Source organism: Yersinia sp. KBS0713 (assembly GCF_005937895.2).
In the GTDB taxonomy this organism is placed as follows: domain Bacteria; phylum Pseudomonadota; class Gammaproteobacteria; order Enterobacterales; family Enterobacteriaceae; genus Yersinia; species Yersinia bercovieri.
Window position 1 is genome coordinate 863,722 of sequence record NZ_CP042173.1, and the last position, 20,925, is coordinate 884,646.

The window sequence follows — 20,925 nt, forward strand, 5'->3', positions numbered from 1 at the left end:
CATGGCTGACCGCAACCTACAGATCAAAGTGGCTTTAGGGGCGGTCAATAATCTGACTCAACCTTTTAATGCCGCCCAGAAAAGCACCGCCGCACTGGGGCGGCAAATCAAATCCACGCGCGATAACCTGCGCGACTTACCCAAACAAGCCGCCAGTTTCGACAAGCTGGCCGAGTCCAGCAATAAAGCCGCCGCCCGTATAGAGAAATTGCGCCGGGCATCAGACGCGGTTAAATCCCTCGACAATCCTACCCAGAAGCAGATCGCCGCTGTGCAAAAGTGGGATAGCCGTTTGGGTAAGTTGCAGGAAAAACAGACCGTTGAAGTGCGGCGGCTGGCTGAACTGCGCGCCAGTCTTTACCAGCACGGCGTCTCGGTTGCCAGTAACAGCACTGCCACTGAGCAAATCACCCATCGCACCGCCCAATATAACCGTCAGTTGCAACTGCAAGAGCAGCGACTCAAGCGGGTGGCAGCGGCGCGGGCCAGTTACGATCGCGGGCAGGAGCTGCGCGGTAAGTTGCAATCCGGCGGTATGACGGCACTCGCCACCGGTGCGGTGATGGCGGCCCCGGTGGCTCTGGCGCTGAAGAGTTACAGCGGCATGGAAGATGCCATGAAGGGGGTGGCGAAACAGGTTAATGGCCTGCGCGATGATAACGGCCAGCGCACCACGCAATTCTATGAAATGCAAAACGCCATTAAAGACGCGGCCGAAGATGCCCCCTTGCCGGGTGGCGCGGCTGACTTTGCCGCCCTGGTCGAAGGTGGCGCACGCATGGGGGTGACAACCGAGGGGGCTGACTGGGCGCAGCAGAAAAAAGAGCTGTTGGACTTTGCTAATGTCTCCGCCAAAGCGTCGAAAGCCTTTGAGCTGCCCGCCGGTGAACTGGCGGAAAGCCTCGGTAAAATCTCCGGGCTGTACAAGATCCCCACCAAAGATATTGAGCAGCTGGGCGACGCCCTGAACTATCTGGATGATAACGCCCAGTCGAAAGGGGCGGATATTATTGATGTGCTGCAACGGATGGGCGGCGTGGCTGACCGGCTCAACTATAAACAGGCAGCAGCACTGGGATCGACCTTCCTGTCATTGGGGGCGCAGTCTGAAATTGCCGCCAGTGCGGCTAATGCCATGGTGCGCGAACTGTCGATTGCCACCATGCAAAGCGACAAGTTTCTCGCCGGGCTGGATGCACTGGGCATGGATGAAAGCAAGATTGAAAAGGCGATGTCTGTCGATGCGATGGGCACTATTCGCGAAGTGCTGGGGGCGGTTAAAAAATTGCCCGACGTGGATCGGCTGCGGGTACTCACTCAGCTGTTTGGTAAAGACTTCGGTAAAGATGCCGCCAAGCTGGTGAACAATATTGATGAACTGGATCGGCAACTTACCCTTACTCAGGGAAAGGGCGCAAAAGGCTCGATGCAAAAAGAGTCTGATATTGATAAAGACTCTATTTCGGCGCAATTGCAGCTGTTGAAATCCGGCGGCGGTAACGCGCTGAGTTCGATGGGGGAAACCCTGCGCGCGCCGATGCTGGAGGTGGTCGAGACCTTAAAAAACATGATTGGTGGCGTGCGTCGTTGGGTGGAGGCTAACCCTAAACTGGCAGGCACCATCATGAAAGTGGTAGCGACACTGTCGATTGCCACGATTACGCTGGGCGGATTGGCACTGGCTGCGGCGGCATTACTGGGGCCGATGCTGGCCCTGCGGTTGGGGTTCTCGTTACTGGCCGGTAACGGTGGCTTAGGATTATTACTGCCGAAATTCAGCTGGTTATCGGGTGGGATCAGTCGGTTGGTGCCTAACCTGCTGCGCGTCTCTCCGGCGTTATTGTCGTGGCGAACCAGTGCCAGCGTGGCCGGTTCTGCGCTGGGTGGCTTGCAGTCGAAAATGGCACTACTGGGTTCTAATGCGCAAATGGCACTGTCGGGTGCGTCTGGGCGTGCTGGTGCGGCTATGTCCGCTGCGTTTAGTCAGCCGGGTGCAGCGCTGGGTCGTCTTGGCAATATGTTGAAATGGGTAGCAACTTCGCCGCTGCGCCTGTTGGGCAGTATTGGCGGTGCGGTATTTGGTGCGCTGGGGTCTGTGATTGGCTTTCTGTTAAGCCCTATCGGACTACTGGTCGCCACGTTGGTCGGGGCTGGCATCCTGATTTATAAATATTGGGAGCCGATAAAAGCATTTTTCAGTGGCTTCTTTACCGGGTTAATCGAAGGGTTAAGGCCAGTCAGAGAAGCTTTTGCACCGCTGGCTCCGATATTTGACGGCATTGGCAGCGCGATTGGTCGGGTGTGGAACTGGTTTACTCAGTTGCTTTCACCGGTCGAGTCGTCAAAAGCCTCACTGGAAGCGGCCACCAATGCCGGTAAAACCTTTGGTGAAGTGGTCGGGGCGGTAATTAGTGGGCTGTTCTGGCCGGTAGAACAACTGGCGAAGGGGTTAGGCTGGTTACTGGAAAAACTGGGGGCTATCCCGAAAGCGGCGGATGCCGCCAGCGGTGCGGTGGCAGCGATGAACGGGCCGAAAGCACCGGTGATGTATGAGTGGGACCCGGTACTAAAAAAGATGGTGGCAGCGAAATCCGCGTGGTCGTGGAGTCCTGATAAGCCGGTCGCCGGCAACAGCAGCGCCATGGCGAACGCAGCAGCATCCCCGATCGCCAGCGCGCCCACGGCGGCCCCATCCATTTACGGTGCCGTTGACCGCAGTAAAAAGAAAAAAGGCAGTGGTGACAGCCTCGCCAGCAGTTCGCCAGCCACCGCAGCGGCGGATAATGCGCGGGATAAACTGGGCGATATCGTGTTTAAGAATGTGCCGGATTATCTGCCGCTGGCCTCACCGTACTTATCCGCTCCGGCAAAAGCGGCGGCACAGCCCGGCCTGTTGGCAAGAATGCAGCAGAGCGCCAGCGATATGCTGGCCCGCACGCGGGAGATAATCGCGCCGGGTAATGATTTTGACCAGTTATCACTGGCCGGTGATATTCCACAACTGGCGAGAAAGCCGCTCAGTGCGCAGCGCAATAGTGGCCCGATAACCCATGAGGGCGACCGCTACGACATCACCATCAACCTGCAAGGTCAGCAGGCGGCCAGCATAGATGAGAATAAACTGGTCAATATGTTGTATGACAAAATCGCCACGCTACAGCGCCAGAAAGAGTCCCGCCGCCGTTCCACGCTGACAGACAGGGAGTAATAATTATGATGATGGTTTTTGGGCTATTTGTGTTTGAACTGCGCACTGCGCCTTATCAGAATCTGGGGCAGGAGAGCACCTTCAGGCACGTCAATAACAGTCGGGTAGGCAAGTCGCCACGCTATCAATATATCGGCCCCGGCGAAGATAAAATTACGCTGGGCGGGACGTTGTACCCAGAAGTGACCGGCGGCGATGTGTCGCTGGCGGCACTGCGCACGATGGCCTACACCGGCAAGGCCTACCCGCTAATCGAAGGCACTGGCGGGATCTACGGCATGTTTGTGATCACCGGTATCAGCGAAACCCGCACCGAGTTTTTTAAGGATGGTAAGGCGAGAAAAATTGAGTTCTCGCTCAGTCTGGAAAAAGTCAGCGAGGATTTGCGTGAAATGCTGGCTGATGTGGATCTGGGGTTGAGGTTTTTGTAATACCATGGAGCACAGTCAGCTTTATCTGTACTGCAGCAACAAAAAAACCGCTATTTATGCGGGCTTTTTGTTTGTTACTTATGACGTTATGGCGTGTCGTTCTTCGGCCGGAATATATTTGTATATAGTTTTGGGGGATACATCAATAATCAAAGTCACTTGATGCAGTGTCGCGTCCTGTGGAAACATTCGCCTTACCCTGCCCACCCATAGCTCTATTTTCAGAACATTCGGAGCTTAAATCATTAGGAGTAATTAGATAAAACCCAATATGATTGAAACAATACTGTAACAATCAGGGAAAGGTTATGGATTCAGCAAGATTTATTAAGGCAATGGCCGAGGGAATTAAATCTATTCCCATGGACTTATATTTGGGGGTTGAACGAACCTTTCAGGATTTGAATCTCTCGGATGGTGGGCGATATTATCAACAACGTAATATGGTTGATGATAAGCGTTTCCTGAAAGTCTTTGATAACCTTATTCGCGATCGATTTATTATCGCTAAAGTGGCTGATATTATCATTAATGATACTCTCAGCCGCCTACCAGATGAAACCATTCGACAATTGCACCAAGAGCTTATCTATGGTGCAACGGGTAAAATCACTCGTATGGCCGCCCAAACACTGATATCAGGCCACATCAGTGGCAAAGTCGTTAGTGGTTTAGTGGCAGGTGCCTTAGTAAAATTTAGTGTCAGGTTTGGCACTACCATTATGATTTCCGGTGTAATGTTTCAAGGGGTTATGGCGCGGGCATGTGAAGCGTCACGAAAATTATCCCAAGAAAGTCCATTTCTTTTTAATAAACTAAAGCCAAACGACTACGATATGCTGTTCTTCCTTTTTGAAAAACCATTTGAGCGTTTTATTCAACTCAGTAAAATGGCAAAAAATAACCTTATATCTTTAAAGTGCTTAGCAGATGAAATCAAAAGTTATTAATGGGTTATTACGTTTTGCCTTCGATATGATTGGCACTATAGTCTCATTTATAGTGGTAATAGGGTTGGCTGTTGCTTATGCTTTCTATGACGGAATAACTGCCTGGGTAGTCGCTATCGGATCAATCATCGTCGGCGGTATCATCTTTTGGGGCGTAGAAAAATGTAGTGATAAATGCACAGCGACTAAACAGAAATAAAGGTTATGCGATTGAACGATATCTGATGTTTTCTAGATTTGTTTAATAGACCGGGCAATTAACCCGGCCACGGTTAATCATTCAGGCACCAACGCGAGACGCTCTCCAGCCGGAATATATTTATAGATAGTTTTGGGTGAGACATCGAGCACCAGAGCGACTTGATGCAATGTTGCACCTTGGGCAAACATCCGTCTGGCGCGATCAACCACTTCAGAGGTCATGACTCGACGACGGCCCCCGATCCGCCCTTCCGCTCTGGCGGCAGCTAATCCGGCAAGTGTACGCTCGACAATCAGCTCACGTTCCATTTCAGCCAACGCAGACATGACATGAAAGAAAAAGCGCCCCATGGCAGTGCTGGTATCAATGCTGTCGGTCAAACTGCGAAAATGCACGCCTCGATTTTTAAGCTCTTCTATCAGCGAAATTAAGTGACGCACGCTGCGCCCCAGTCGGTCAAGCTTCCACACAACCAACGTATCCCCTGCCGACATGACCTTCATAGCTCGTTTTAGCCCCGGCCTGTCCGAGGCTTTCCCGCTTATTTTATCTTCAAAAATCTGTTCACAATTTGCACTCAATAATGCAATGCGTTGCAGTTCGGTGTTTTGGTCATTTGTTGACACTCTGATATAGCCAATCAGCATGTTTGGTTCCCCAAAGAAAATGACGGGAGTGTGTCATTTTTATGGGAATGGCTAAAGAGTTAGTGTTCGCTTAAACCTTGGTTTAGGCGATGCCGCGAAACGAACGGTAGGGACTGGCACTAATCAGATCCCAGACATGAACTCGTTTTCTAATAATTTCGGCACTGATAGCGGATGGATGAAACTACCCGGCGGACTCATGATTCAGTGGGGTTTCTTTTCTGGAAACGGTACATCAACCCCAGCAGTCATATCTTTTCCATCCCCGTTCCCATCTGCCGCAATTTCAATAGTCGCATCATGTAGAAATACAGAAACACAAGCTGTTGCACTGGTATCGATAATTAATAACGCTACATTCAAAGGAGCGTTTCGATCGCCATCCCCAACCACCGATACCGGTTACTTTATCGCCATTGGACGTTAATCATGAAAACTTATAAGTGGTCAGCAAAGAATAACGCATTTCCTGATATAAAATTATTTGTTGAGTACACCGCCGCTGGGTGGGATTTATCAGATATGATAGATGTTTCAGAAGATATATATCGTGAGTTCGGCACCCAATATCCGGCGGGTAAACAACGTGGCGTTATTGATGGAATGCCTGCATGGGTCGATTTACCACCACAAACACACGATGAACTAGTTGCTAGCGCCAAGGCTAAAAAAGCTGACCTAAAGGTTGTTGCAGATTCAGAGATAGAATGGCGGCAAGATGCAGTTGACGCAGGGGATGCAAGCGAAAAGGAAATAGCTGACCTTGCCGCATGGCGTAAATATCGAGTGGCGTTGATGCGTGTTGATACCTCAAATCCGGCTAATATTACCTGGCCTCCCGCACCTTAATAATTAAAAAAGATGCCGGGTACTAAGCCCGGCTAATATCGACTATTCCGGCACTACCGGCCATGCTGGGTTATTAATATCAACATCATCAAGCGCAATGCGATAGGCCTTCCACAACTTCAACTCAGCGGCTTTATCCTGCCCCGCTTCGATCCGGTCTTTTAGTATTTCTACCTTATCGCTGGCATCGCTAATTAATTTCGATTTATCAACTTTAGCTTGAGCCACATTGATGGCTTTAATCTCAGCAAGTTGCTCTGGTGTCGGTGGTGGTAAATCCACCCACACAGGCCGACCATTAGTAGCTCCTAGCGTTTTCCCATCGGGAGGAGTTTGACGCCAGTACATCGCAAGTTCTTCATTCGTGGCAGCAATAAGATTGTCTGTAATGTCCTGGCTATAACTTCCATCAACTGCCATATTCTCAGGGATGAAGGACATAAGTTCATGGCTAAATAGTGCTTTCATATCAGTATCCTATAGCCAGTATTAGAGGGTAAATGGAACCACTTGCTGCGGAGGTTGTAAATTGTTGACAAAAAATAAGCGCCGAGGTTTTAGTCCATGATGTCACTTGCGCCATGTAGTCAGATGTATTTGAATTATTCCCCTGTGTTGCGGCACTCACGAAAACACAGGCCGTTGGGAACGGAATAGGAAAAGTGATCGCTGGAAATGCCCCCTCGTTAAATCCAGCAGTCGCCCCTCTTACCCATTGAATGATTAGCCCGCCCGGAACGTCGGGGATTCGAATGTAATCAGCAGCAGCAAATGAACGCTTGGCAAAAAGGCTCATCACGGCAGCAACCGTAGGAAGCAAGGATGTGCTGGTGCCTGCCGCCATTTGCGAGTTAGTTGCCACTCCCAATTTAGCCGCATCGCCTAAACCAAGGTTAGCAAGAAAGGCTGCCACATTCGCAATATCGCTACCATTTTTGGCTTTATCCATTTTTCCGGCCAAGGCGTTGGTCATGGTGGTGGCAAAATTAGGGTCATTGCCCAGTGCGTCAGCCAGCTCTTTTAGTGTGTCGAGTGCGGCCGGTGAGGATGCAACCAATGCCGCCAGTGCGGCCTGCACAAAAGCAGTATTCGCTAGCTGCTGGGTACTGTTTCCCGCTGCGGCTGTGGGGGTTGTCGGTGTGCCGGTCAGCGCCGGACTGGCAAGTGGTGCATAGTCTGCAAGCGCCAATTTAATATGCGCCGTGGTTGCCAGTTGGGTGCTGTTATCGGTTTTTGCCGCCGTGGGGGCGGTGGGTTTGCCAGTCAATGCCGGGCTGGCAAGCGGTGCGTATTGTGAATGGGGATCAGCCGCTGCCAAATGCGCAGCCATCAATCCATCGGCATAGGCTTTAACCTCAATCGCCTTATCATCCACTTTTTTATCAACGTATTGGCGCGTTGCCAGCACCACCGAGGGATCAATTTTTAACGTGACCGCTTCGGTACTACTGACAATCAGCACCATGCGCACGGTTTGTGTGCGGCCGCTGCCCTCCTGCAACTGCGGTTTATAGGTCTCCGGGCAGTTGGCAATGGCAATTAAGACGCCATCTTTATCAAACAGGCCGATTTCACGTATCCACCACCCGCCATCCGTTTCCGGAATAACCTGTTCGGCGATAATCTGGCTACTGTTGGCTGCATCGACACTTAATGAGTTCAGTGCGGCGCGACGTTTCTCGCCAATCAGCTGCGTTTGTGCGGCGTTCGGCAGCGGTAATACGCCACCACCGTCGCCCACAGCCATCTGAGTGATCTGTAGTTGGGTGCCGAGGGCCGTGGCGTTCGCCAGTTTGGCCGCCCCCAGATGGGTCAGTATGGCAAAGAATTTTGTGGTCATGGGTTCACGCTCACGCTGTCAATAAGATGAAGTGTGCCGCCGGTGTAGTGTTGGCCGCTCACGGTAATAGTTTCAGGTAAATAGGGGTAAACGGTCAGCTCGTCACCGTCGTAACTGGCGACACTGACAGGGATCGCACCGGAGACATCCAGATTGATAGACAGGCCCACCAGATGGCGGCTACAGGGTTTTGCCCCATCAATTAGCCGCTCCAGTTCAAAATACATTTCATCGGTAATGCCGGTTTCCAGCACGCCGACATCAAGGCGAAAGGTGCCGGGTGTCTCGCCGGTTTTCCACCATTCGGTTACCCGGATAAGGTAGCCGAGCGGCTCAACCACACGACGCAGTGCGCCAATGGTGCCCTTGCGTTTGTGTACGTAAGCCGAAGATTTCACTACCGCGCGTTTGGTGGCTTCCGGCCAGTTCTCATCCCAGCGATCCACTGACCACGCCCACGCCAGATAGGGCAGTAACGGTAGCGGGCACAGGTCCGCATTCCATAACTGGCGCAACGGCACCGGCACCTCACCCAACCGGGCGCAGGCTTGCGCGGCGGCGATCTCCAGCGGGGATGATCCCGCCGGTAGCAAGCGGTTATTCATCAGTTCCCCCGACCGTCAATACCGCATGGGTGCAGTAAGCCGCCTGTGTGCTGTCGAGTACCACATCAGCCAGCGGCGCATTCAGTTCGACGCGTTGCACCCCTTCAACATGCAGCGCGGCATAAATGGCGGAAGTCCGAATATCCCGTCCGAGTCGGCGCTGAGTGCTGATATAGGCATTGAGCTTGGTCTGAGCAGCGGCGCGGACCGGTTCAGCTTCCGGCCCCGGATAGATATAGAGCACGGCGTCAATCTGGTAATCGACAATGACAGCGGATTGCACGGTGACGCGGTCAGCCACCGGCCGCACGTCCTCGTCATTCAGGGCAAGGCGGACAATGTCGAGCAGTTCCGGCGAGGCTTCGCCGTTTCCGGCCCGCGCCAGTACGGTGACAGTGACACAGGCCGGTGATGGACTCAGTGCCGAGGCATCAGCCACCCGACCATCAGCGCTGCGGGCGTGGGCCTCATAGGCTCCGGTCGGACCGGCCACACTCAGCGCTTCAAAGGCTTGCGGAATACGCAGGCGAAAATCCGTATCAGACTCCATCACGGCGGCAACGGGCGGAATGGCATCCGGATCGGCGGGCGTGATAATCAGGCGTTGAACGTTATTGTTAGCCCCCAACTGGTCTAAGTCGCTGCCATTGGCATAGGCCACCATCACCGCCTGCGCCGCCTCGTTAACCCGCTGGCGCAATACCAGTTCACGGTAGGCGTTCTCTTGCAATAACTTGACCAGCGGCTCGGACTCTAACGATAAGGTGCGGGTGATGGCCGCCTGCTCGTCAACCGGATACAGGGCGATCAGTTCCGCCTTGCGTTCAGCGAGTAGGGTTTCATAATCCAGTGCTTCCACCGCCAGCGGAGCGGGTAGCTGTGACAGGTCGATAGTGCTCATGAACCGCCTCCAACGGGGATCGCCAGATTAAAGATATCAGCCAGATCGGTGCGCTGGCCCTGAAGCTCCAGCGTCATTTTCCCCGCCTGCGGTTCTGCCAATAACACGCGGGTCAGTACCACGCGCGGCTCCCAGCGCATGATGGCGCTGTAGGCCGCTGACATGGCTTTTAGCCGTAACAGCGGGTTCTGCGGGTCGTCAATCAGGTCAGACAGCAATGAACCATAGCCCCGGCGCATACAGCGCGTGGTGGTCGGGGTGGTGACGATGTCGGTGATCGACTGGGTGATATGGTCCATATCGGTAATGCGCCGCCCGGTCTGGGCGTTCATGCCTAAATAGATCATTTGTTTGGCCCGTCAGTATTGCTACCGCCGCGCTGTACGCCGCCGTGGTCATGGCTATCAATCATCACGCCATTAGATGAGAAGCTGCCGCCGGAATGTTCAATATTTCCGGTCATTTTGCCGCCTTGCTTCACTTCTAAGGTGGCAGTGGTCAGATGTTGGGTGCACTCCACAATGGGCGTATCCAGTGTGATTTTGATCGAAGCGGTACAGGTGATCTCTGGTGCGGTGGCCTGAATGGATTGGCCTGCATTAAGGGTGGCGGTTTTAATGCCGCTGGCTTTCAGTGCGCCGGTATCAGCGTTGTACTCAATCACTGCGCCGTCGGGGTAGGTGGCGTGTTGAGTGTTGGCGGTATTCAGCGGCGTGGGGGCACTTTTCTGATACAGGGAGGCAATGATCACCCCGGCGGACAGCTCACCGCCAGCGGCCAGAATAATCACCTGTTCCCCTTCGGTTGGCGGCCACCACGTTTTAGCGGTTCCGGCGCGGCGCACCGACCACGGCAACCAGTCGGTCAGTAATTCACCGCAGCGTACGCGGGCTTTGGGCGGATCGAGGGTTAAATTCACCTGTTCCACGATACCGAAACGGATCAGATTCATTATCAGGCGATAGATTTCGGCGTTGGTCATGGCGGTCAATACTCGTTATTCAGCGTAACGGTATTGTTTACGCGCGCGGGCAGGGGCGCAACGCGCGGCAGTTGTAGGGGGACTGTGACAACTTTTAACAGGAAATGTCGGAGTGGTTTAACGAATACAGCGGGCGAATAACGCAGTCATGCGTTGATAACGGCAATGGTAACCATCAATATTGGCCTGAATCCATTCATCGGGGTTGATGCCAGCGAAGGAGATTTGAAAGCCACAATTGATAATAATGTGTTCGAACAGCAACCGCTGCGCCCGGCCATTACCTTCACGGAAAGGATGGATAACATTAAGGTCAGAGTAGTTCTCAGCCAGTTTTACAATCAGCGAGTCATAGGGGAGACCAACCAGATAGTTTTCTTGCGCCAGTTGGTTAAACAGTCGGTTGGCTTCAGGTGTAATACGATTGATATTGCAAAATCGGGTAGTGCCTTTGGATATATCAATGGTTCGCAGCTCTCCGGCCCAATGATAAATATCGCCAAACAAGGCTTGATGCAGTGCGCACCAGTAGCGCAAATCATAGGGTGGCGGGCTAAATTCGATGTCCATAATAGCCAGCTCGGAAAAATCTTTTTCCATCTCAATAAATTGGTCGTCATCAGTAATGCCGAATTTATTGATTAACACCTGACTGTTCGGATAGGTATAAGGATCTGGGCCGTCACCGTATTTATCGCTGTTCACCGCGAACTCGGCTGGCTTTTGGTGGCGTATTTATTTATCAGGCTTTGCTTCAGTTTAGCCCTTTCGTTCTTTGAGGTTGGCAACGTTTGATTAGTACTGTTCAAGCCTTCCAAACGCATACTTTGACGATAATTTTCTAACTTCACACGGTCGAAGTATTGTTTTTTCTCAGCCAGACTCGTCATTACATTAGCCATTACGATCCCCGGTAATACATATAGAAATGCAGATAAAACAAATATACGCGATCCAGCGGAGTTTTTCATCCCAGCGTAATGTTAGCCACGGGCGATAAAATCAAACACCTGATTGAGTACGTTATCGCTGTCTTTTGACGTGATACCGAGCAATTGACGGGCGGGGTAATCCGCTTTCACATAGGGGTTAACCTGATCGGTGCCGCCGTACTGGTGTATCTGGGCAATTTTGGCCGCAACACCGACATAACCGGCACCGGCGGAATCAGGTAACGCCTGAAGGCGCAGGAAGGTGGCATTACGCAAGCGGCGAAACATCGGCTGTTTTTTGTTGGTACGCTGGGTGGTGGCTTCGGTTTCGACCGATAAAAAACGGTCAATATCGACACGGTTAAAGGTGCGGATAGCATTACGATCGTTATCCCAGCCGGTTATCTGGCGCTTATTGCCCGACCAGTTTTTCAGGTCGCGCACCGTGCCCTGATAGATAAACCGCAGGCGTTTTTGCACGGTTTTGATGCTCTCTTTGCGCTTGGTATACGGCGAGCCGTCCGCGTTTAATTGTTGGCGAATACGTTGTTGCTGACCACGGCGCAAGGTGATGGCGATATCGCGACTCAACTTGTGTCGTGCGCCGGATTTCCCGCGATTAATCAGGCGTTGTAAATAGTGTTCAAGTTCCTGAAATTCGTTATCCATGGTGCCTCTTTCTCTCTATGGCCAACACAGTCATTTTTGGCTGTGCGCGATGTCAGCCCGCCCAAGGGGTGTTGGCGGCGGCCTGTTCCCAAGCTGCCAGCATATCGCCGCGCGGGTCGGCGGGTTCGTCAAGGTGGGTTAATTCCAATCGGTCATTCACGTCCGCCACTCTGACCGCCTCGGTTAGCTCAAGGTGCAACATAATATCGGCGGTGGTGCTATTGAGAATATCCGCCTCAAAGGTGAAGCCGGTTTTGCGCCGATCGGGATTAAAAATTAAGTCCGGTTGATGGCGGTGGATCCACAGCATGGCGGGCAAGGTGACGGTATCCATGCTGTAGGGGTAATCCATCACCATAACGTGCGCGGTGTAGCGGTATTCGAATGACAGCGACTGTTGCCCGGTGGCGACCACAGTTCCTTTATCCAGCCAGATCGCCAGTTTGTCGGGATTCTCCCGCAGGTAGGGCACCGCCTGACTCAGCGCCGTTCGCAGCAGATTAGGTTTTAGCATTGGCCGTTCCTTGCTGGCAGGTTAGCACGGTATCAACCTGTGCCGCGCAAGCGTGCAAAGCCGCTTCTAGCTGGTCGATATCGTCGCTCAAATCGCCGTTAGTTTGCGGGCTGGCCGCCGGAAACAGGCAGGGAGTGACCTTTGGACAACCATTGACGGTAATCTGTGGCCCCGGTGAAGGCGGGGCGCTGACGCAGCCGGATAATATCATCAGGCAGGGGAGTATCAGCCCAGCGGCGTAAGGTTTCATTTTCACGGTATAACCTCTTGATTTGGCTGTTACGTTGTGCCAGCAACTGATCGGCGCTGGCAACCTGTTGACGTAATTGTGATTGCGCCTGATTGTTGGCATTGGCGGTCAGTGCCAGCGCGATAAGCTGGCCGCTTTTAATCGTTGCCTCAGCCGCTTGCTGGTCAATCATCACTTGGCGAGACTCCGCCAAACGGTAAGTCTGTACGCCACTGGTAACCAGTAAGGCGGCGGCAATCGCCCATGCGAGCGGGGCCGTGTTGAAGATTGGCATAATGTCAGCCCGGATATTGACGGGCGGGCAATTGAAAATGCGGGCCGTCTTTAAAGGTGGTCCAGTTACCACCCCATTCCACGGCGATCCCCAGCTCGGCGGCGGCTTGCTTCATCGCATCGGCCATCGGATAGAAATACTTCCATTCCCAACTCACCTTGCCGTCCGGCAGCGGCACAATATCGATCGCATGGCCGGTTAAATGGCGGCTGTTCAGGGTTTGGCTGGCACCGGCTTTAACCAGTTCGCGCTGGCGTTCCAGTGTGCGGCGGCCCTCAATCACTTTAAAATCCATCGGGGTTAGCTCCAGCGCGCGGCGCACCACCTTGACCAAATCAGGATGTACGCCGGTCAGGTTGTTTTCGCTGGCTTTGCCGAAAATAAATTTAGGGTTTGGCATCAGGGGTTCCCACCTTTTTATTGACGATTTTAAACACCAACTCTCGGATAGCCTGCAAGCCGATTAGCCCGATCAAGCAGCTGATAAAAATTTCCACTTTTCCGGCAGCGACTTCAGTTAGCGCGCCGTTTAGCCACGGGATGGCATCAATGGCGCGGATCAGCATCGGGGAGATTACCGGACCGATATTGACGCCGACCAGCCCGCAGACCACCCCCTCGCCAATGCCTTCGCGCAATTTTCCACCGCCCCAGACCACGCGGCGAAAGGCCACAATAAAGCCGACCAGAAAGCCGTTGATGACCGTGGAATGAGCAGAATAAAAGGCCAGTAATGCACCTATCCAACTTGGATCTTTTTCTGGCATTTTCATGTCCGTTACCCCCTTTGGGGAGCCGTGGCTGTGGCGATTAGTCCCACAGCTGAATAATATTTTGTTGTGCCGCTTCGGTGGTGTTGGGCAGTTCCAGCCAGTGACCGGCGGGCAGTAGCGGCCCCAGTTCAGCCAGCCCCGGGTTAGCCTGATAAACCGCCTCAGTCACCCCCTCGGTGCGGCCGTAGTGACGCCAGCACAAAGCGTCAACGGTGTCATATTGCTGAGCCTGAACCCGCATTTACACCAACTCGGCAATGCCGCGCTCACGGCCTTGCACATCACTGATGGCCCAGCGGGCATCACGCCACAGGTCGGTGATTTGCGGATCAAGGGCGTCCGCCCGCTTATTGCCATCGCCAGTGGTGTCCATATCGCGATAGCGTTCGGTCAAATTGGCCTTAGCATGGCAGTAGACCGCCCGCCGGTAGCGCTGTACCCGGATGGATTCGCCCGCGACTTGTTCGGATTCCACCGCTTCCAGCTTCAACACGCCAGCGGCCTCTTGCTCGATGCGCCATGCCCGTAACTGGCCGTTGGTGTTACTGATGGCCTCGATCACCGCTTCTTTCAGGCGTTCGGCGGTGACATTGCCGTCCAGGCGCATCACTTTGCGTAAATCACCCAGTGAGATCACCGGCCAAAACGGCGCGCTGGCGATTGTCACGTCCGGCCCTTCGGGTGGGCTTGCCGGGTGTACTGGTTCAGTGGCTAACAGGCTCATATCATCACCGTTAATAAAATGGGCGGTGGACGCGGTTATCAGGGATAAACCTCATTGCCGCGTGCCGCCCGACGTGCGGGGCACGATTCAGGAGGTGCGTTTGGCGCGCACCGTGTTTGTTTTGGCTTTGGCCGCCAGTTTTTTGGCAGCGGCAGCGGATGTCGTTTTGCTGATTGTTTTCGCCGCTGGGCTGGCAGGGGTTTCTGCGCTAACCGCTGGCGTATCGGGCAAGGTGGCGACCACGTCAGCGCTTGCGGTCGTGATAACGTCGGTAGCCGTGGTCTGCTCAGTAGCGCCTACACCACCAACTTCCGCACTGGCCGCAGCCAGCGCGGCTTTTTTCAGGTTGCGCTCCAGCACTTCAATATCTTTTTTCACCCCCGCATCTTTATGCGCGGCTAAAGCCCGCTGCAACCAGATAAGCGCAGATGCCTGATCGGCCAGATTAGTGCTTTCACGTTGGGTATAACCAATCGCTTTAAGCAGTTTGGCGCGGGCTTCATCCGGCATATCTTTATCCGCCGTCAGCTCTTGCAGGCGCAGCAAAATATCAATTTCAATCGCCGGACTATTGGCGGACGCAAGTTTGAAATTCAGCAACGCGGCTTCAGAGAGTTGATCGACAACGAAGCAGGCGGCCGTGCGCTGGTATTTGTCAGCCATTGGCAGGTTATGGCCGATCACATATTCCGCCAGGCGCAGTGCGTCACGGTATAAACCGGCATCCACTGACCACACCATGCAGGTAGTGACCACCTCGTCACTTTGGCCGCTATTGGCCGCCAGTACGCCATCGAGCCAGCCGTCATAGGCGGGCAGCATTTCCCGTTTCATGGTGGCGCGGGTGAGATGTGATTGGAATTGCGACAGGCGGCGTTGATCAATGCGCAGCCGGTAAAGCTGTTGTTCGTAGGCGGAGCCTTGCACCACGTCTTCCGTGGTGCCGCGCCGTTCTGCCATCACTTTGTCGTAATGGCGTTGTGCTGGAGTTAACATCATGCCCCCTAGGCGTAATGGGGCGGCGGGCCGCCCGTAAGTGACTAGCGACCGTTAAACCGGCTCACCGGCTTTGATACCTTCAATCAGGCAACCGAAACCGTAATCCTCCACGCAATAAGCCTCGTTATCCGACTCATAGGTGGTGACGCGGTTAAACTCCGGTTCCTCTTTGATGGTGCGGCGGTGTGTCCCTTCCTGCACATAGATAGCCAGATTGTCGAACGTAGTGATAAACATGGCGTCAGCTGGGAAGAATGGCGCGCGGTAGGTCTGCATACCACCGATTTGCTTCTGCGATACCAACATCTGACCGGCCAGCGCTTCAGTGTGGGGATTGCTGCCGCTGACGGTGTTCAGCACCGGGAAGTATTTATCCGCCAGCAGTTTGCGGCCGCAGATAACAATCAGGCCGGTGTCGTCCTGATACCACGGATCGATCAGGCTGTTGACCGCATCAAAGGCCAGTGAATCAAGGTTGCCATACTGCCCCTTGGTGATGAGTTTATTGTCCTCATCACGGGTGGAAACCATCACGTCAGACATCACACGCTGTGGGGCAAACAGACGGTATTTTTTCAGCCAGCCGATATTCACGTCTTGTAATAACGGGTTAGCGGTAATATCTGATTTAGCCGCCACTGACGTGCCATTAAAGCCAATCATGATGCGATCCAGTGCGCGGCGCGTAATAATCTGATTGGTCACTCGCGTTTTAAAGTCACGCTTACCGGCCCATGCATCCAGACGGGCATAGCTGATATAGGTATCAGAGTTGGTCTGTTCGCAGCGGTATTTGCCATCATCTTCAATGGCTTCCGGTGAGTTAGGCTCACGGCGTACCGTTGTTGAGGTATTGCGGCTGGCAATCGGGCCACTAACACCAATGCCGATGCGCTGGCCTTCCTGTTCCGGGACAAGGTTTACATTGATGCGTTTTAGAAAATCACTGGAGTGCTGGATCTTATCTTCCAGTGTTTGAGCAACGGACGGAGCCACCGTAAATTGTTTAGTGACTCGATCTACAGGCAGGCTGTTAAGTCGGGCCTGTGCGGACAGATATTCGTCCCATTTATCACGTGTTTCATTTCTCATGTTCTTCATTCCTGTGGATTAAATAGGGCGATTTAGCAGTTGATAGTGTCGTCGGCACTGCCTTCCGGGCCACCTTTAGCCGGTGGGCGACTGGTGTGCTGACTATCTTCGCCTTGTAGCTTGGTCGTCAGCGCGGCAAACGAGGTGGACAACTGGGATAGCTGGCCTTTTAGCTCAGTCACTTCCTGTCGGCTGGCGGTAAATTGTTGCTGGGTTTCCAGTACGGTTTTCTGGCTTTCGGCAATCACCTGCACGGCGTGGCGAATATCGTCCAGATTGCCATCGGTTTTGCGTTTGGCACCAAATAGCAGGTCTTTAATCTGTTCGGTGAATTTCTTGCTGGTATCGTCTACCGGCATGGTTTCATCGAATTCAATCAGGGTTTCTTCCAGCGCGGTGAACAGACAATCGTCGGATTGTTTGCGACCGGCTAGCGGGTGCGGCTTACCGGCTGCAACCTGTTGCGCGCAGAACTGGATCATTTCCGTACCCAGACTGCCTGGGTTATCGGTCAGCGCCAGCCCCTTTAGATAAGCGCGGCCACTGTCGGCAAAGTTGGGGGAAAACTGGATCGAGGTGTAGACCTTCTGACGGCTCTTATTCAGCGTCAGCATTTCATCTGTAGGGTTGATTTGTGCCAGCAAAGCCAGCTTGCCACTCAATGGGCCGTTAATGATTTTTTCAGTCTTGACGGCCGTCACGTCGCCATAGCAGCGGAATAAGCTATCAGGCATCAGGCTTTTGTAGTGCTCCAGATCGACGCGGGCACCAAAAACCGTGGGGTCATAGGTCAGCGCAATATCTTCTAAATCCTGACGGTTAATCGTGCGGCCATCAGCGGCGGCCCCTTCAACGGCAACGCGGAAAAACTTGGATAATTTAGGCATATAACAATGCTCCGGGTATCAGCAATCGGTGTGCAATAAGCAGCGGACACCATCATCACCCCAGCGGCTAAACCCGCGCAAAGCCTTGTTATTGTAAGGGGTCTGCTACAACTTTATCGCCTCGCCGACAGTCACGCGGGCGCGATAGCCTAAGCCCCATGAGCAAATTAACCCCCGATTCTGTCCGCGATGCCCGTAGTCTTTACTGGCAGGGATACCAGATATCCCATATCGCCAAGTTGACCGGTTTCAACGTGCATACGCTGTACTCCCGGCGCAAGCGCGAGAACTGGGACAAAACCGTGCCCCTCGACCGGGTGCGCTTTACCACCGAGGCCCGTTATAACCAGCTGATTGATAAAACGGAGAAAAGCGGGCGGGATTTTAAAGAGATAGATTTGCTGGCGCGCCAGCTGGTGCGCTTTGACCGCCAGCTAAATAACGAGGGCGGTGAAGGGCGCAAAAAACAGCCGAAGAACCATTTCAGTGATGAGCAAATCGAACAGTTGAGAGCCAAGTTTTACGAGGGGCTTTATGAGCACCAAAAGCGTTGGTATAAAGCCAAAAGTCTGGCGATCACCATCAGGAATATCCTCAAGTCGCGCCAGATTGGGGCGACCTGGTATTTTTCCCGCGAAGCGCTGATCGATGCACTGGAAACCGGCCGTAATCAGATATTCCTATCCGCCTCTCGCGCTCAGGCGCATCAGTTCAAACGCTTTATTATCAAGTTTGCCGCCGAGGTAGGGGTCGAGCTGAAGGGCGATCCGATCATGCTGTCCAACGGGGCCGAGCTGCATTTCCTCGGCACCTCGGCAGCGTCGGCGCAGTCGTATACCGGGAATCTCTATTTCGACGAATATTTCTGGACCAGTAATTTTATTAACCTGCGCAGTGTGGCCGCCGGGATGGCGACACAGAGCGGGCTGATCGAAACCTATTTCTCTACCATCTCCAGTGAAGAACACGAAGCCTATCGCTTCTGGTCGGGCGAGCTGTTCAACGAGGGCCGCAAAAAAGCTGACCGCGTTAACATTGATATCACTCACAAGAATCTTAAAAACGGCAAGATTTGCGCGGATATGCAGTGGAAGCAGATCGTGACAGTGAAAGACGCTGCGGGGTTGGGTTTTGACCGTATCGATATTGACGACCTGATCGCCAAGAAATCCCCGGATGAATTCAACAATCTGTACATGTGCCAGCCCATCACCAACGGCGAACGGCCATTCTCATACAGTGAGTTGATTAACTGCGGCGTGGATGGCTGGAATGCGGGTGTGTGGGATGACTGGCGGCCCTATTCGCCGCGACCATTGGGCAATACGCCAGTGTGGATTGGCTATGACCCCAACGGCGAAGGCGAGGGGGGCGATAGCGCCGGACTGGTCGCCGTCGCACCACCACAGGTGGAAGGGGGCAAGTTCCGCGTGCTGGAAGCTATTCAGTTGCGCGGGATGCCGTTTGAACTTCAGGCGGAGGAGATCAGGAAAATGACCCAGCGCTATAACGTGCAGTTTATCGGTATTGACGGCACCGGCATTGGTGGCGCGGTGCATTCGCTGGTACTGAAATTCTTCCCGTCCGCAATGAAATTTGTCTACAGCATCAGCGTGAAGTCTGCTTTGGTCCTTAAGGCGCAGATGGTGATGCGCCGTGGCCGTTTTGAGTATGACGCCGGGCTAAGTGTGATTGCTCAATCGTTTATGACTATCCGTAAATCAGTGACACCGGGCGGAATGACGACCTATGTGTCCGACCGTTCCAAAGGGGCCAGTCACGGCGACGTGGCGTGGGCCATTATGCACGCATTGCAAAATGAACCGATTGGCGCAGAAACCGGCAGCACCGGCGGCGGCTTTGTACAGGAGTTTTAACCGTGGAAATGAAGACTGTTTTACCCGCAATACCCGCTGATGCACCGCCAGCCCCGCAGCCCATCTCGACGATGGAATCCTTTACCTTTGGTGACCCGACACCGGTATTGGATCAGCGCGACTTATTGGATTGCATGGAGTGCGCCCGCAATGGTGACTGGTACGAGACGCCGATCAGTTTTTACGGGCTGGCGCGTATTTTTCACTCGGCTATTCACCACCAATCACCGCTGAATTTTAAACGCCGGGTACTGATGAGTTGCTACCGGCCGCACCCGTTACTGTCCCGCGCCGATGCCGGGGCATTCGTGCAGGATTTTCTGGTGTTCGGCAATGCCTATCTTGAACTGCGCAAGAATCGACTGGGCGGCCCGCTGGCGCTAAAACATGTTCCGGCTAAATACATGCGGCGGGGGAGCAATCTGGATCAGTATTGGTTTGTGACCTATGAGAAAGAGGATTACGCCTTTGCGGCTGGCTCGGTGTTCCATCTGGCCGAGCCGGATATCCATCAGGAGATTTACGGTTTGCCGGGGTATCTGGCCGCCATCCCGTCGGCGTTGCTCAATGAGGACGCCACGCTGTTCCGGCGCAAGTATTATATTAACGGCAGTCATGCCGGGGTGATTGTTTATCTGTCTGACGCCATGCAAAACGATACTGATGTGCAGGCGCTAAAGCGCACCCTGACCGACGCCAGAGGGAAGGGGGCATTCAAGAACGTATTTGTCTACGCGGCAGGCGGGAAGAAAGACGGCCTGCAAATCATGCCGTTCAGTGAGATAACCGCCAAAGATGAGTTTAACGGCATCAAGAACGTAACCCGCGATGATTTGCTGGCCGCGCACCGAGTACCACCGCAACTGATGGGGATCATGCCGACCAATACCAGCGGCTTTGGGGATGTCGAGAAGGCCGCGAAGGTGTTCGCCATCAATGAGCTGTATCCCATCATGGAAGATCTGAAAGCCCTGAATGACTGGCTGGGCGTGGAGGTATTCCGGTTCAACCCCTATGCACTGGCCGCCGTGTGAGTCTAACCCGCCGATTCATTCAATAATTTTCATCCACACCCGCACGGGCGCGCCTTGCAACCCGTGCAATTCTCCGTTCGCGCTATAACGCGCTGTGCGCCCCATAGCGAGGCGCACGCCTCACGTATCCGATCACGACACCCATCACCCGAATGCACATCACCATGACCCACAGGCGGAACATCAGCCGGAGGTGCCCGACCTCCCCCACACCCTTCAGCGCGCGATTGTCTCCCCTCCACGCCTGCACGCGAAAAGGGTCGCTTTTTGTGCATTTGTGCAAGT

27 protein-coding genes and 1 pseudogene are annotated in these 20,925 nt (G+C 53.6%); 8 read left to right on the top strand and 20 right to left on the bottom strand.

Annotated features, from left to right (window positions below; genetic code table 11):
* Position 1 precedes the first annotated feature (1 nt).
* The 4 genes from FFE93_RS03945 to FFE93_RS03960 all read left to right on the top strand — a co-directional run bounded on the left by FFE93_RS03945 (position 2) and on the right by FFE93_RS03960 (position 4,788).
* Entirely contained in the window at positions 2 to 3,208 is a 3,207-nt protein-coding gene (locus FFE93_RS03945; RefSeq protein ID WP_138774809.1) for a phage tail tape measure protein, read from the top strand.
* A gap of 5 nt (positions 3,209 to 3,213) precedes the next feature.
* The gene (locus FFE93_RS03950) at positions 3,214 to 3,639 is read left to right on the top strand and encodes a phage tail protein (protein ID WP_138774810.1); all 426 of its coding nucleotides are present in this window, start codon (positions 3,214 to 3,216) and stop codon (positions 3,637 to 3,639) included.
* Positions 3,640 to 3,947: 308 nt separating this feature from the next.
* Complete coding sequence (locus FFE93_RS03955) at positions 3,948 to 4,589, top strand: hypothetical protein (RefSeq protein ID WP_049601739.1); 642 nt, start codon at positions 3,948 to 3,950, stop codon at positions 4,587 to 4,589.
* Positions 4,570 to 4,788, top strand: coding sequence for a hypothetical protein (locus FFE93_RS03960; protein WP_049601736.1), 219 nt, complete (start codon positions 4,570 to 4,572; stop codon positions 4,786 to 4,788). The genes FFE93_RS03955 and FFE93_RS03960 overlap by 20 nt, the downstream gene beginning before the upstream one ends.
* Before the next feature lie 77 nt (positions 4,789 to 4,865).
* On the opposite strand, the gene FFE93_RS03965 is transcribed toward FFE93_RS03960, so the two are convergent.
* Positions 4,866 to 5,438, bottom strand: a complete 573-nt coding sequence (locus FFE93_RS03965) for a recombinase family protein (RefSeq protein WP_138774811.1) — start codon at positions 5,436 to 5,438, stop codon at positions 4,866 to 4,868.
* A gap of 178 nt (positions 5,439 to 5,616) precedes the next feature.
* On the opposite strand from FFE93_RS03965, the gene FFE93_RS21920 reads away from it, so the two are divergent.
* Positions 5,617 to 5,865, top strand: coding sequence for a gp53-like domain-containing protein (locus FFE93_RS21920; RefSeq protein WP_409994335.1), 249 nt, complete (start codon positions 5,617 to 5,619; stop codon positions 5,863 to 5,865).
* 2 nt (positions 5,866 to 5,867) lie between these two features.
* On the top strand, positions 5,868 to 6,287 hold the full coding sequence (locus tag FFE93_RS03970) for a tail fiber assembly protein (protein ID WP_138774812.1): 420 nt from the start codon (positions 5,868 to 5,870) through the stop codon (positions 6,285 to 6,287).
* A 42-nt stretch (positions 6,288 to 6,329) separates the two neighbouring features.
* On the opposite strand, the gene FFE93_RS03975 is transcribed toward FFE93_RS03970, so the two are convergent.
* The 19 genes and pseudogenes from FFE93_RS03975 to FFE93_RS04065 all read right to left on the bottom strand — a co-directional run bounded on the left by FFE93_RS03975 (position 6,330) and on the right by FFE93_RS04065 (position 17,729).
* Complete coding sequence (locus tag FFE93_RS03975) at positions 6,330 to 6,755, bottom strand: tail fiber assembly protein (protein ID WP_261369043.1); 426 nt, start codon at positions 6,753 to 6,755, stop codon at positions 6,330 to 6,332.
* Position 6,756: 1 nt separating this feature from the next.
* The gene (locus FFE93_RS03980; protein WP_053100131.1) at positions 6,757 to 8,127 is read right to left on the bottom strand and encodes a phage tail protein; all 1,371 of its coding nucleotides are present in this window, start codon (positions 8,125 to 8,127) and stop codon (positions 6,757 to 6,759) included.
* Entirely contained in the window at positions 8,124 to 8,732 is a 609-nt protein-coding gene (locus FFE93_RS03985) for a phage tail protein I (RefSeq protein ID WP_138774813.1), read from the bottom strand. The genes FFE93_RS03980 and FFE93_RS03985 overlap by 4 nt, the downstream gene beginning before the upstream one ends.
* A complete protein-coding gene (locus FFE93_RS03990; RefSeq protein ID WP_138774814.1) occupies positions 8,725 to 9,633 on the bottom strand; it encodes a baseplate J/gp47 family protein in 909 nt (302 codons plus the stop codon). The genes FFE93_RS03985 and FFE93_RS03990 overlap by 8 nt, the downstream gene beginning before the upstream one ends.
* Positions 9,630 to 9,980, bottom strand: a complete 351-nt coding sequence (locus FFE93_RS03995; RefSeq protein ID WP_138774815.1) for a GPW/gp25 family protein — start codon at positions 9,978 to 9,980, stop codon at positions 9,630 to 9,632. The genes FFE93_RS03990 and FFE93_RS03995 overlap by 4 nt, the downstream gene beginning before the upstream one ends.
* Entirely contained in the window at positions 9,977 to 10,615 is a 639-nt protein-coding gene (locus FFE93_RS04000) for a phage baseplate assembly protein V (RefSeq protein ID WP_186367694.1), read from the bottom strand. Before FFE93_RS04000 ends, FFE93_RS03995 begins: the two co-directional genes overlap by 4 nt.
* Positions 10,616 to 10,732: 117 nt before the next feature.
* The gene (locus FFE93_RS04005) at positions 10,733 to 11,320 is read right to left on the bottom strand and encodes a Fic/DOC family protein (RefSeq protein ID WP_138774817.1); all 588 of its coding nucleotides are present in this window, start codon (positions 11,318 to 11,320) and stop codon (positions 10,733 to 10,735) included.
* Positions 11,317 to 11,517, bottom strand: coding sequence for a YhfG family protein (locus tag FFE93_RS04010; protein ID WP_249192806.1), 201 nt, complete (start codon positions 11,515 to 11,517; stop codon positions 11,317 to 11,319). Before FFE93_RS04010 ends, FFE93_RS04005 begins: the two co-directional genes overlap by 4 nt.
* Before the next feature lie 81 nt (positions 11,518 to 11,598).
* On the bottom strand, positions 11,599 to 12,216 hold the full coding sequence (locus FFE93_RS04015; protein WP_138774818.1) for a phage virion morphogenesis protein: 618 nt from the start codon (positions 12,214 to 12,216) through the stop codon (positions 11,599 to 11,601).
* A 52-nt stretch (positions 12,217 to 12,268) separates the two neighbouring features.
* Positions 12,269 to 12,730: a phage tail protein gene (locus tag FFE93_RS04020; RefSeq protein ID WP_138774819.1), complete on the bottom strand. Its 462-nt coding sequence runs from the start codon at positions 12,728 to 12,730 to the stop codon at positions 12,269 to 12,271.
* Positions 12,717 to 12,917, bottom strand: a pseudogene (gene lysC / locus FFE93_RS21625) (Rz1-like lysis system protein LysC); the annotation flags it as partial. The gene FFE93_RS04020 and the pseudogene lysC, both read right to left, overlap by 14 nt.
* Entirely contained in the window at positions 12,829 to 13,254 is a 426-nt protein-coding gene (lysB, locus tag FFE93_RS04030) for an Rz-like lysis system protein LysB (RefSeq protein WP_138774821.1), read from the bottom strand. The gene lysB and the pseudogene lysC, both read right to left, overlap by 89 nt.
* A 4-nt stretch (positions 13,255 to 13,258) precedes the next feature.
* Positions 13,259 to 13,654 (bottom strand): M15 family metallopeptidase, encoded by a 396-nt coding sequence (locus FFE93_RS04035; RefSeq protein ID WP_138774822.1) that lies wholly within the window; start codon positions 13,652 to 13,654, stop codon positions 13,259 to 13,261.
* Positions 13,641 to 14,027, bottom strand: a complete 387-nt coding sequence (locus FFE93_RS04040) for a phage holin family protein (RefSeq protein WP_138774823.1) — start codon at positions 14,025 to 14,027, stop codon at positions 13,641 to 13,643. The genes FFE93_RS04035 and FFE93_RS04040 overlap by 14 nt, the downstream gene beginning before the upstream one ends.
* A gap of 37 nt (positions 14,028 to 14,064) precedes the next feature.
* Positions 14,065 to 14,268 (bottom strand): tail protein X, encoded by a 204-nt coding sequence (locus FFE93_RS04045; RefSeq protein WP_138774824.1) that lies wholly within the window; start codon positions 14,266 to 14,268, stop codon positions 14,065 to 14,067.
* Positions 14,269 to 14,751, bottom strand: coding sequence for a head completion/stabilization protein (locus FFE93_RS04050; protein ID WP_138774825.1), 483 nt, complete (start codon positions 14,749 to 14,751; stop codon positions 14,269 to 14,271).
* 87 nt (positions 14,752 to 14,838) lie between these two features.
* Complete coding sequence (gpM, locus tag FFE93_RS04055; RefSeq protein ID WP_249192808.1) at positions 14,839 to 15,750, bottom strand: phage terminase small subunit; 912 nt, start codon at positions 15,748 to 15,750, stop codon at positions 14,839 to 14,841.
* Positions 15,751 to 15,801: 51 nt separating this feature from the next.
* Positions 15,802 to 16,842 (bottom strand): phage major capsid protein, P2 family, encoded by a 1,041-nt coding sequence (locus FFE93_RS04060; RefSeq protein ID WP_138774826.1) that lies wholly within the window; start codon positions 16,840 to 16,842, stop codon positions 15,802 to 15,804.
* A 32-nt stretch (positions 16,843 to 16,874) separates the two neighbouring features.
* Complete coding sequence (locus FFE93_RS04065) at positions 16,875 to 17,729, bottom strand: GPO family capsid scaffolding protein (RefSeq protein ID WP_138774827.1); 855 nt, start codon at positions 17,727 to 17,729, stop codon at positions 16,875 to 16,877.
* Positions 17,730 to 17,887: 158 nt separating this feature from the next.
* On the opposite strand from FFE93_RS04065, the gene FFE93_RS04070 reads away from it, so the two are divergent.
* Positions 17,888 to 19,606 (top strand): terminase large subunit domain-containing protein, encoded by a 1,719-nt coding sequence (locus tag FFE93_RS04070; RefSeq protein ID WP_138774828.1) that lies wholly within the window; start codon positions 17,888 to 17,890, stop codon positions 19,604 to 19,606.
* Between the two features lie 2 nt (positions 19,607 to 19,608).
* Positions 19,609 to 20,640: a phage portal protein gene (locus FFE93_RS04075; protein WP_138774829.1), complete on the top strand. Its 1,032-nt coding sequence runs from the start codon at positions 19,609 to 19,611 to the stop codon at positions 20,638 to 20,640.
* Positions 20,641 to 20,925 lie beyond the last annotated feature (285 nt).

Excerpts from the sequence above, each read along its gene's own strand:
- FFE93_RS03985 (WP_138774813.1), bottom strand. The coding sequence starts at position 8,732 with ATGAATAACCGCTTGCTACCGGCGGGATCATCCCCGCTGGAGATCGCC.
- FFE93_RS03990 (WP_138774814.1), bottom strand. The coding sequence starts at position 9,633 with ATGAGCACTATCGACCTGTCACAGCTACCCGCTCCGCTGGCGGTGGAA.
- FFE93_RS03950 (WP_138774810.1), top strand. The coding sequence starts at position 3,214 with ATGATGATGGTTTTTGGGCTATTTGTGTTTGAACTGCGCACTGCGCCT.
- FFE93_RS04060 (WP_138774826.1), bottom strand. The coding sequence starts at position 16,842 with ATGAGAAATGAAACACGTGATAAATGGGACGAATATCTGTCCGCACAG.
- FFE93_RS04045 (WP_138774824.1), bottom strand. The coding sequence starts at position 14,268 with ATGCGGGTTCAGGCTCAGCAATATGACACCGTTGACGCTTTGTGCTGG.
- FFE93_RS04070 (WP_138774828.1), top strand. The coding sequence starts at position 17,888 with ATGAGCAAATTAACCCCCGATTCTGTCCGCGATGCCCGTAGTCTTTAC.
- lysB (WP_138774821.1), bottom strand. The coding sequence starts at position 13,254 with ATGCCAATCTTCAACACGGCCCCGCTCGCATGGGCGATTGCCGCCGCC.
- FFE93_RS21920 (WP_409994335.1), top strand. The coding sequence starts at position 5,617 with ATGAAACTACCCGGCGGACTCATGATTCAGTGGGGTTTCTTTTCTGGA.
- FFE93_RS03945 (WP_138774809.1), top strand. The coding sequence starts at position 2 with ATGGCTGACCGCAACCTACAGATCAAAGTGGCTTTAGGGGCGGTCAAT.
- FFE93_RS04065 (WP_138774827.1), bottom strand. The coding sequence starts at position 17,729 with ATGCCTAAATTATCCAAGTTTTTCCGCGTTGCCGTTGAAGGGGCCGCC.
- FFE93_RS03970 (WP_138774812.1), top strand. The coding sequence starts at position 5,868 with ATGAAAACTTATAAGTGGTCAGCAAAGAATAACGCATTTCCTGATATA.
- FFE93_RS04040 (WP_138774823.1), bottom strand. The coding sequence starts at position 14,027 with ATGAAAATGCCAGAAAAAGATCCAAGTTGGATAGGTGCATTACTGGCC.
- FFE93_RS04000 (WP_186367694.1), bottom strand. The coding sequence starts at position 10,615 with ATGACCAACGCCGAAATCTATCGCCTGATAATGAATCTGATCCGTTTC.
- FFE93_RS04020 (WP_138774819.1), bottom strand. The coding sequence starts at position 12,730 with ATGCTAAAACCTAATCTGCTGCGAACGGCGCTGAGTCAGGCGGTGCCC.
- FFE93_RS04035 (WP_138774822.1), bottom strand. The coding sequence starts at position 13,654 with ATGCCAAACCCTAAATTTATTTTCGGCAAAGCCAGCGAAAACAACCTG.
- FFE93_RS03995 (WP_138774815.1), bottom strand. The coding sequence starts at position 9,980 with ATGATCTATTTAGGCATGAACGCCCAGACCGGGCGGCGCATTACCGAT.
- FFE93_RS03955 (WP_049601739.1), top strand. The coding sequence starts at position 3,948 with ATGGATTCAGCAAGATTTATTAAGGCAATGGCCGAGGGAATTAAATCT.
- FFE93_RS04050 (WP_138774825.1), bottom strand. The coding sequence starts at position 14,751 with ATGAGCCTGTTAGCCACTGAACCAGTACACCCGGCAAGCCCACCCGAA.
- FFE93_RS03975 (WP_261369043.1), bottom strand. The coding sequence starts at position 6,755 with ATGAAAGCACTATTTAGCCATGAACTTATGTCCTTCATCCCTGAGAAT.
- FFE93_RS04015 (WP_138774818.1), bottom strand. The coding sequence starts at position 12,216 with ATGGATAACGAATTTCAGGAACTTGAACACTATTTACAACGCCTGATT.
- gpM (WP_249192808.1), bottom strand. The coding sequence starts at position 15,750 with ATGATGTTAACTCCAGCACAACGCCATTACGACAAAGTGATGGCAGAA.
- FFE93_RS03960 (WP_049601736.1), top strand. The coding sequence starts at position 4,570 with ATGAAATCAAAAGTTATTAATGGGTTATTACGTTTTGCCTTCGATATG.
- FFE93_RS03965 (WP_138774811.1), bottom strand. The coding sequence starts at position 5,438 with ATGCTGATTGGCTATATCAGAGTGTCAACAAATGACCAAAACACCGAA.
- FFE93_RS03980 (WP_053100131.1), bottom strand. The coding sequence starts at position 8,127 with ATGACCACAAAATTCTTTGCCATACTGACCCATCTGGGGGCGGCCAAA.
- FFE93_RS04010 (WP_249192806.1), bottom strand. The coding sequence starts at position 11,517 with ATGGCTAATGTAATGACGAGTCTGGCTGAGAAAAAACAATACTTCGAC.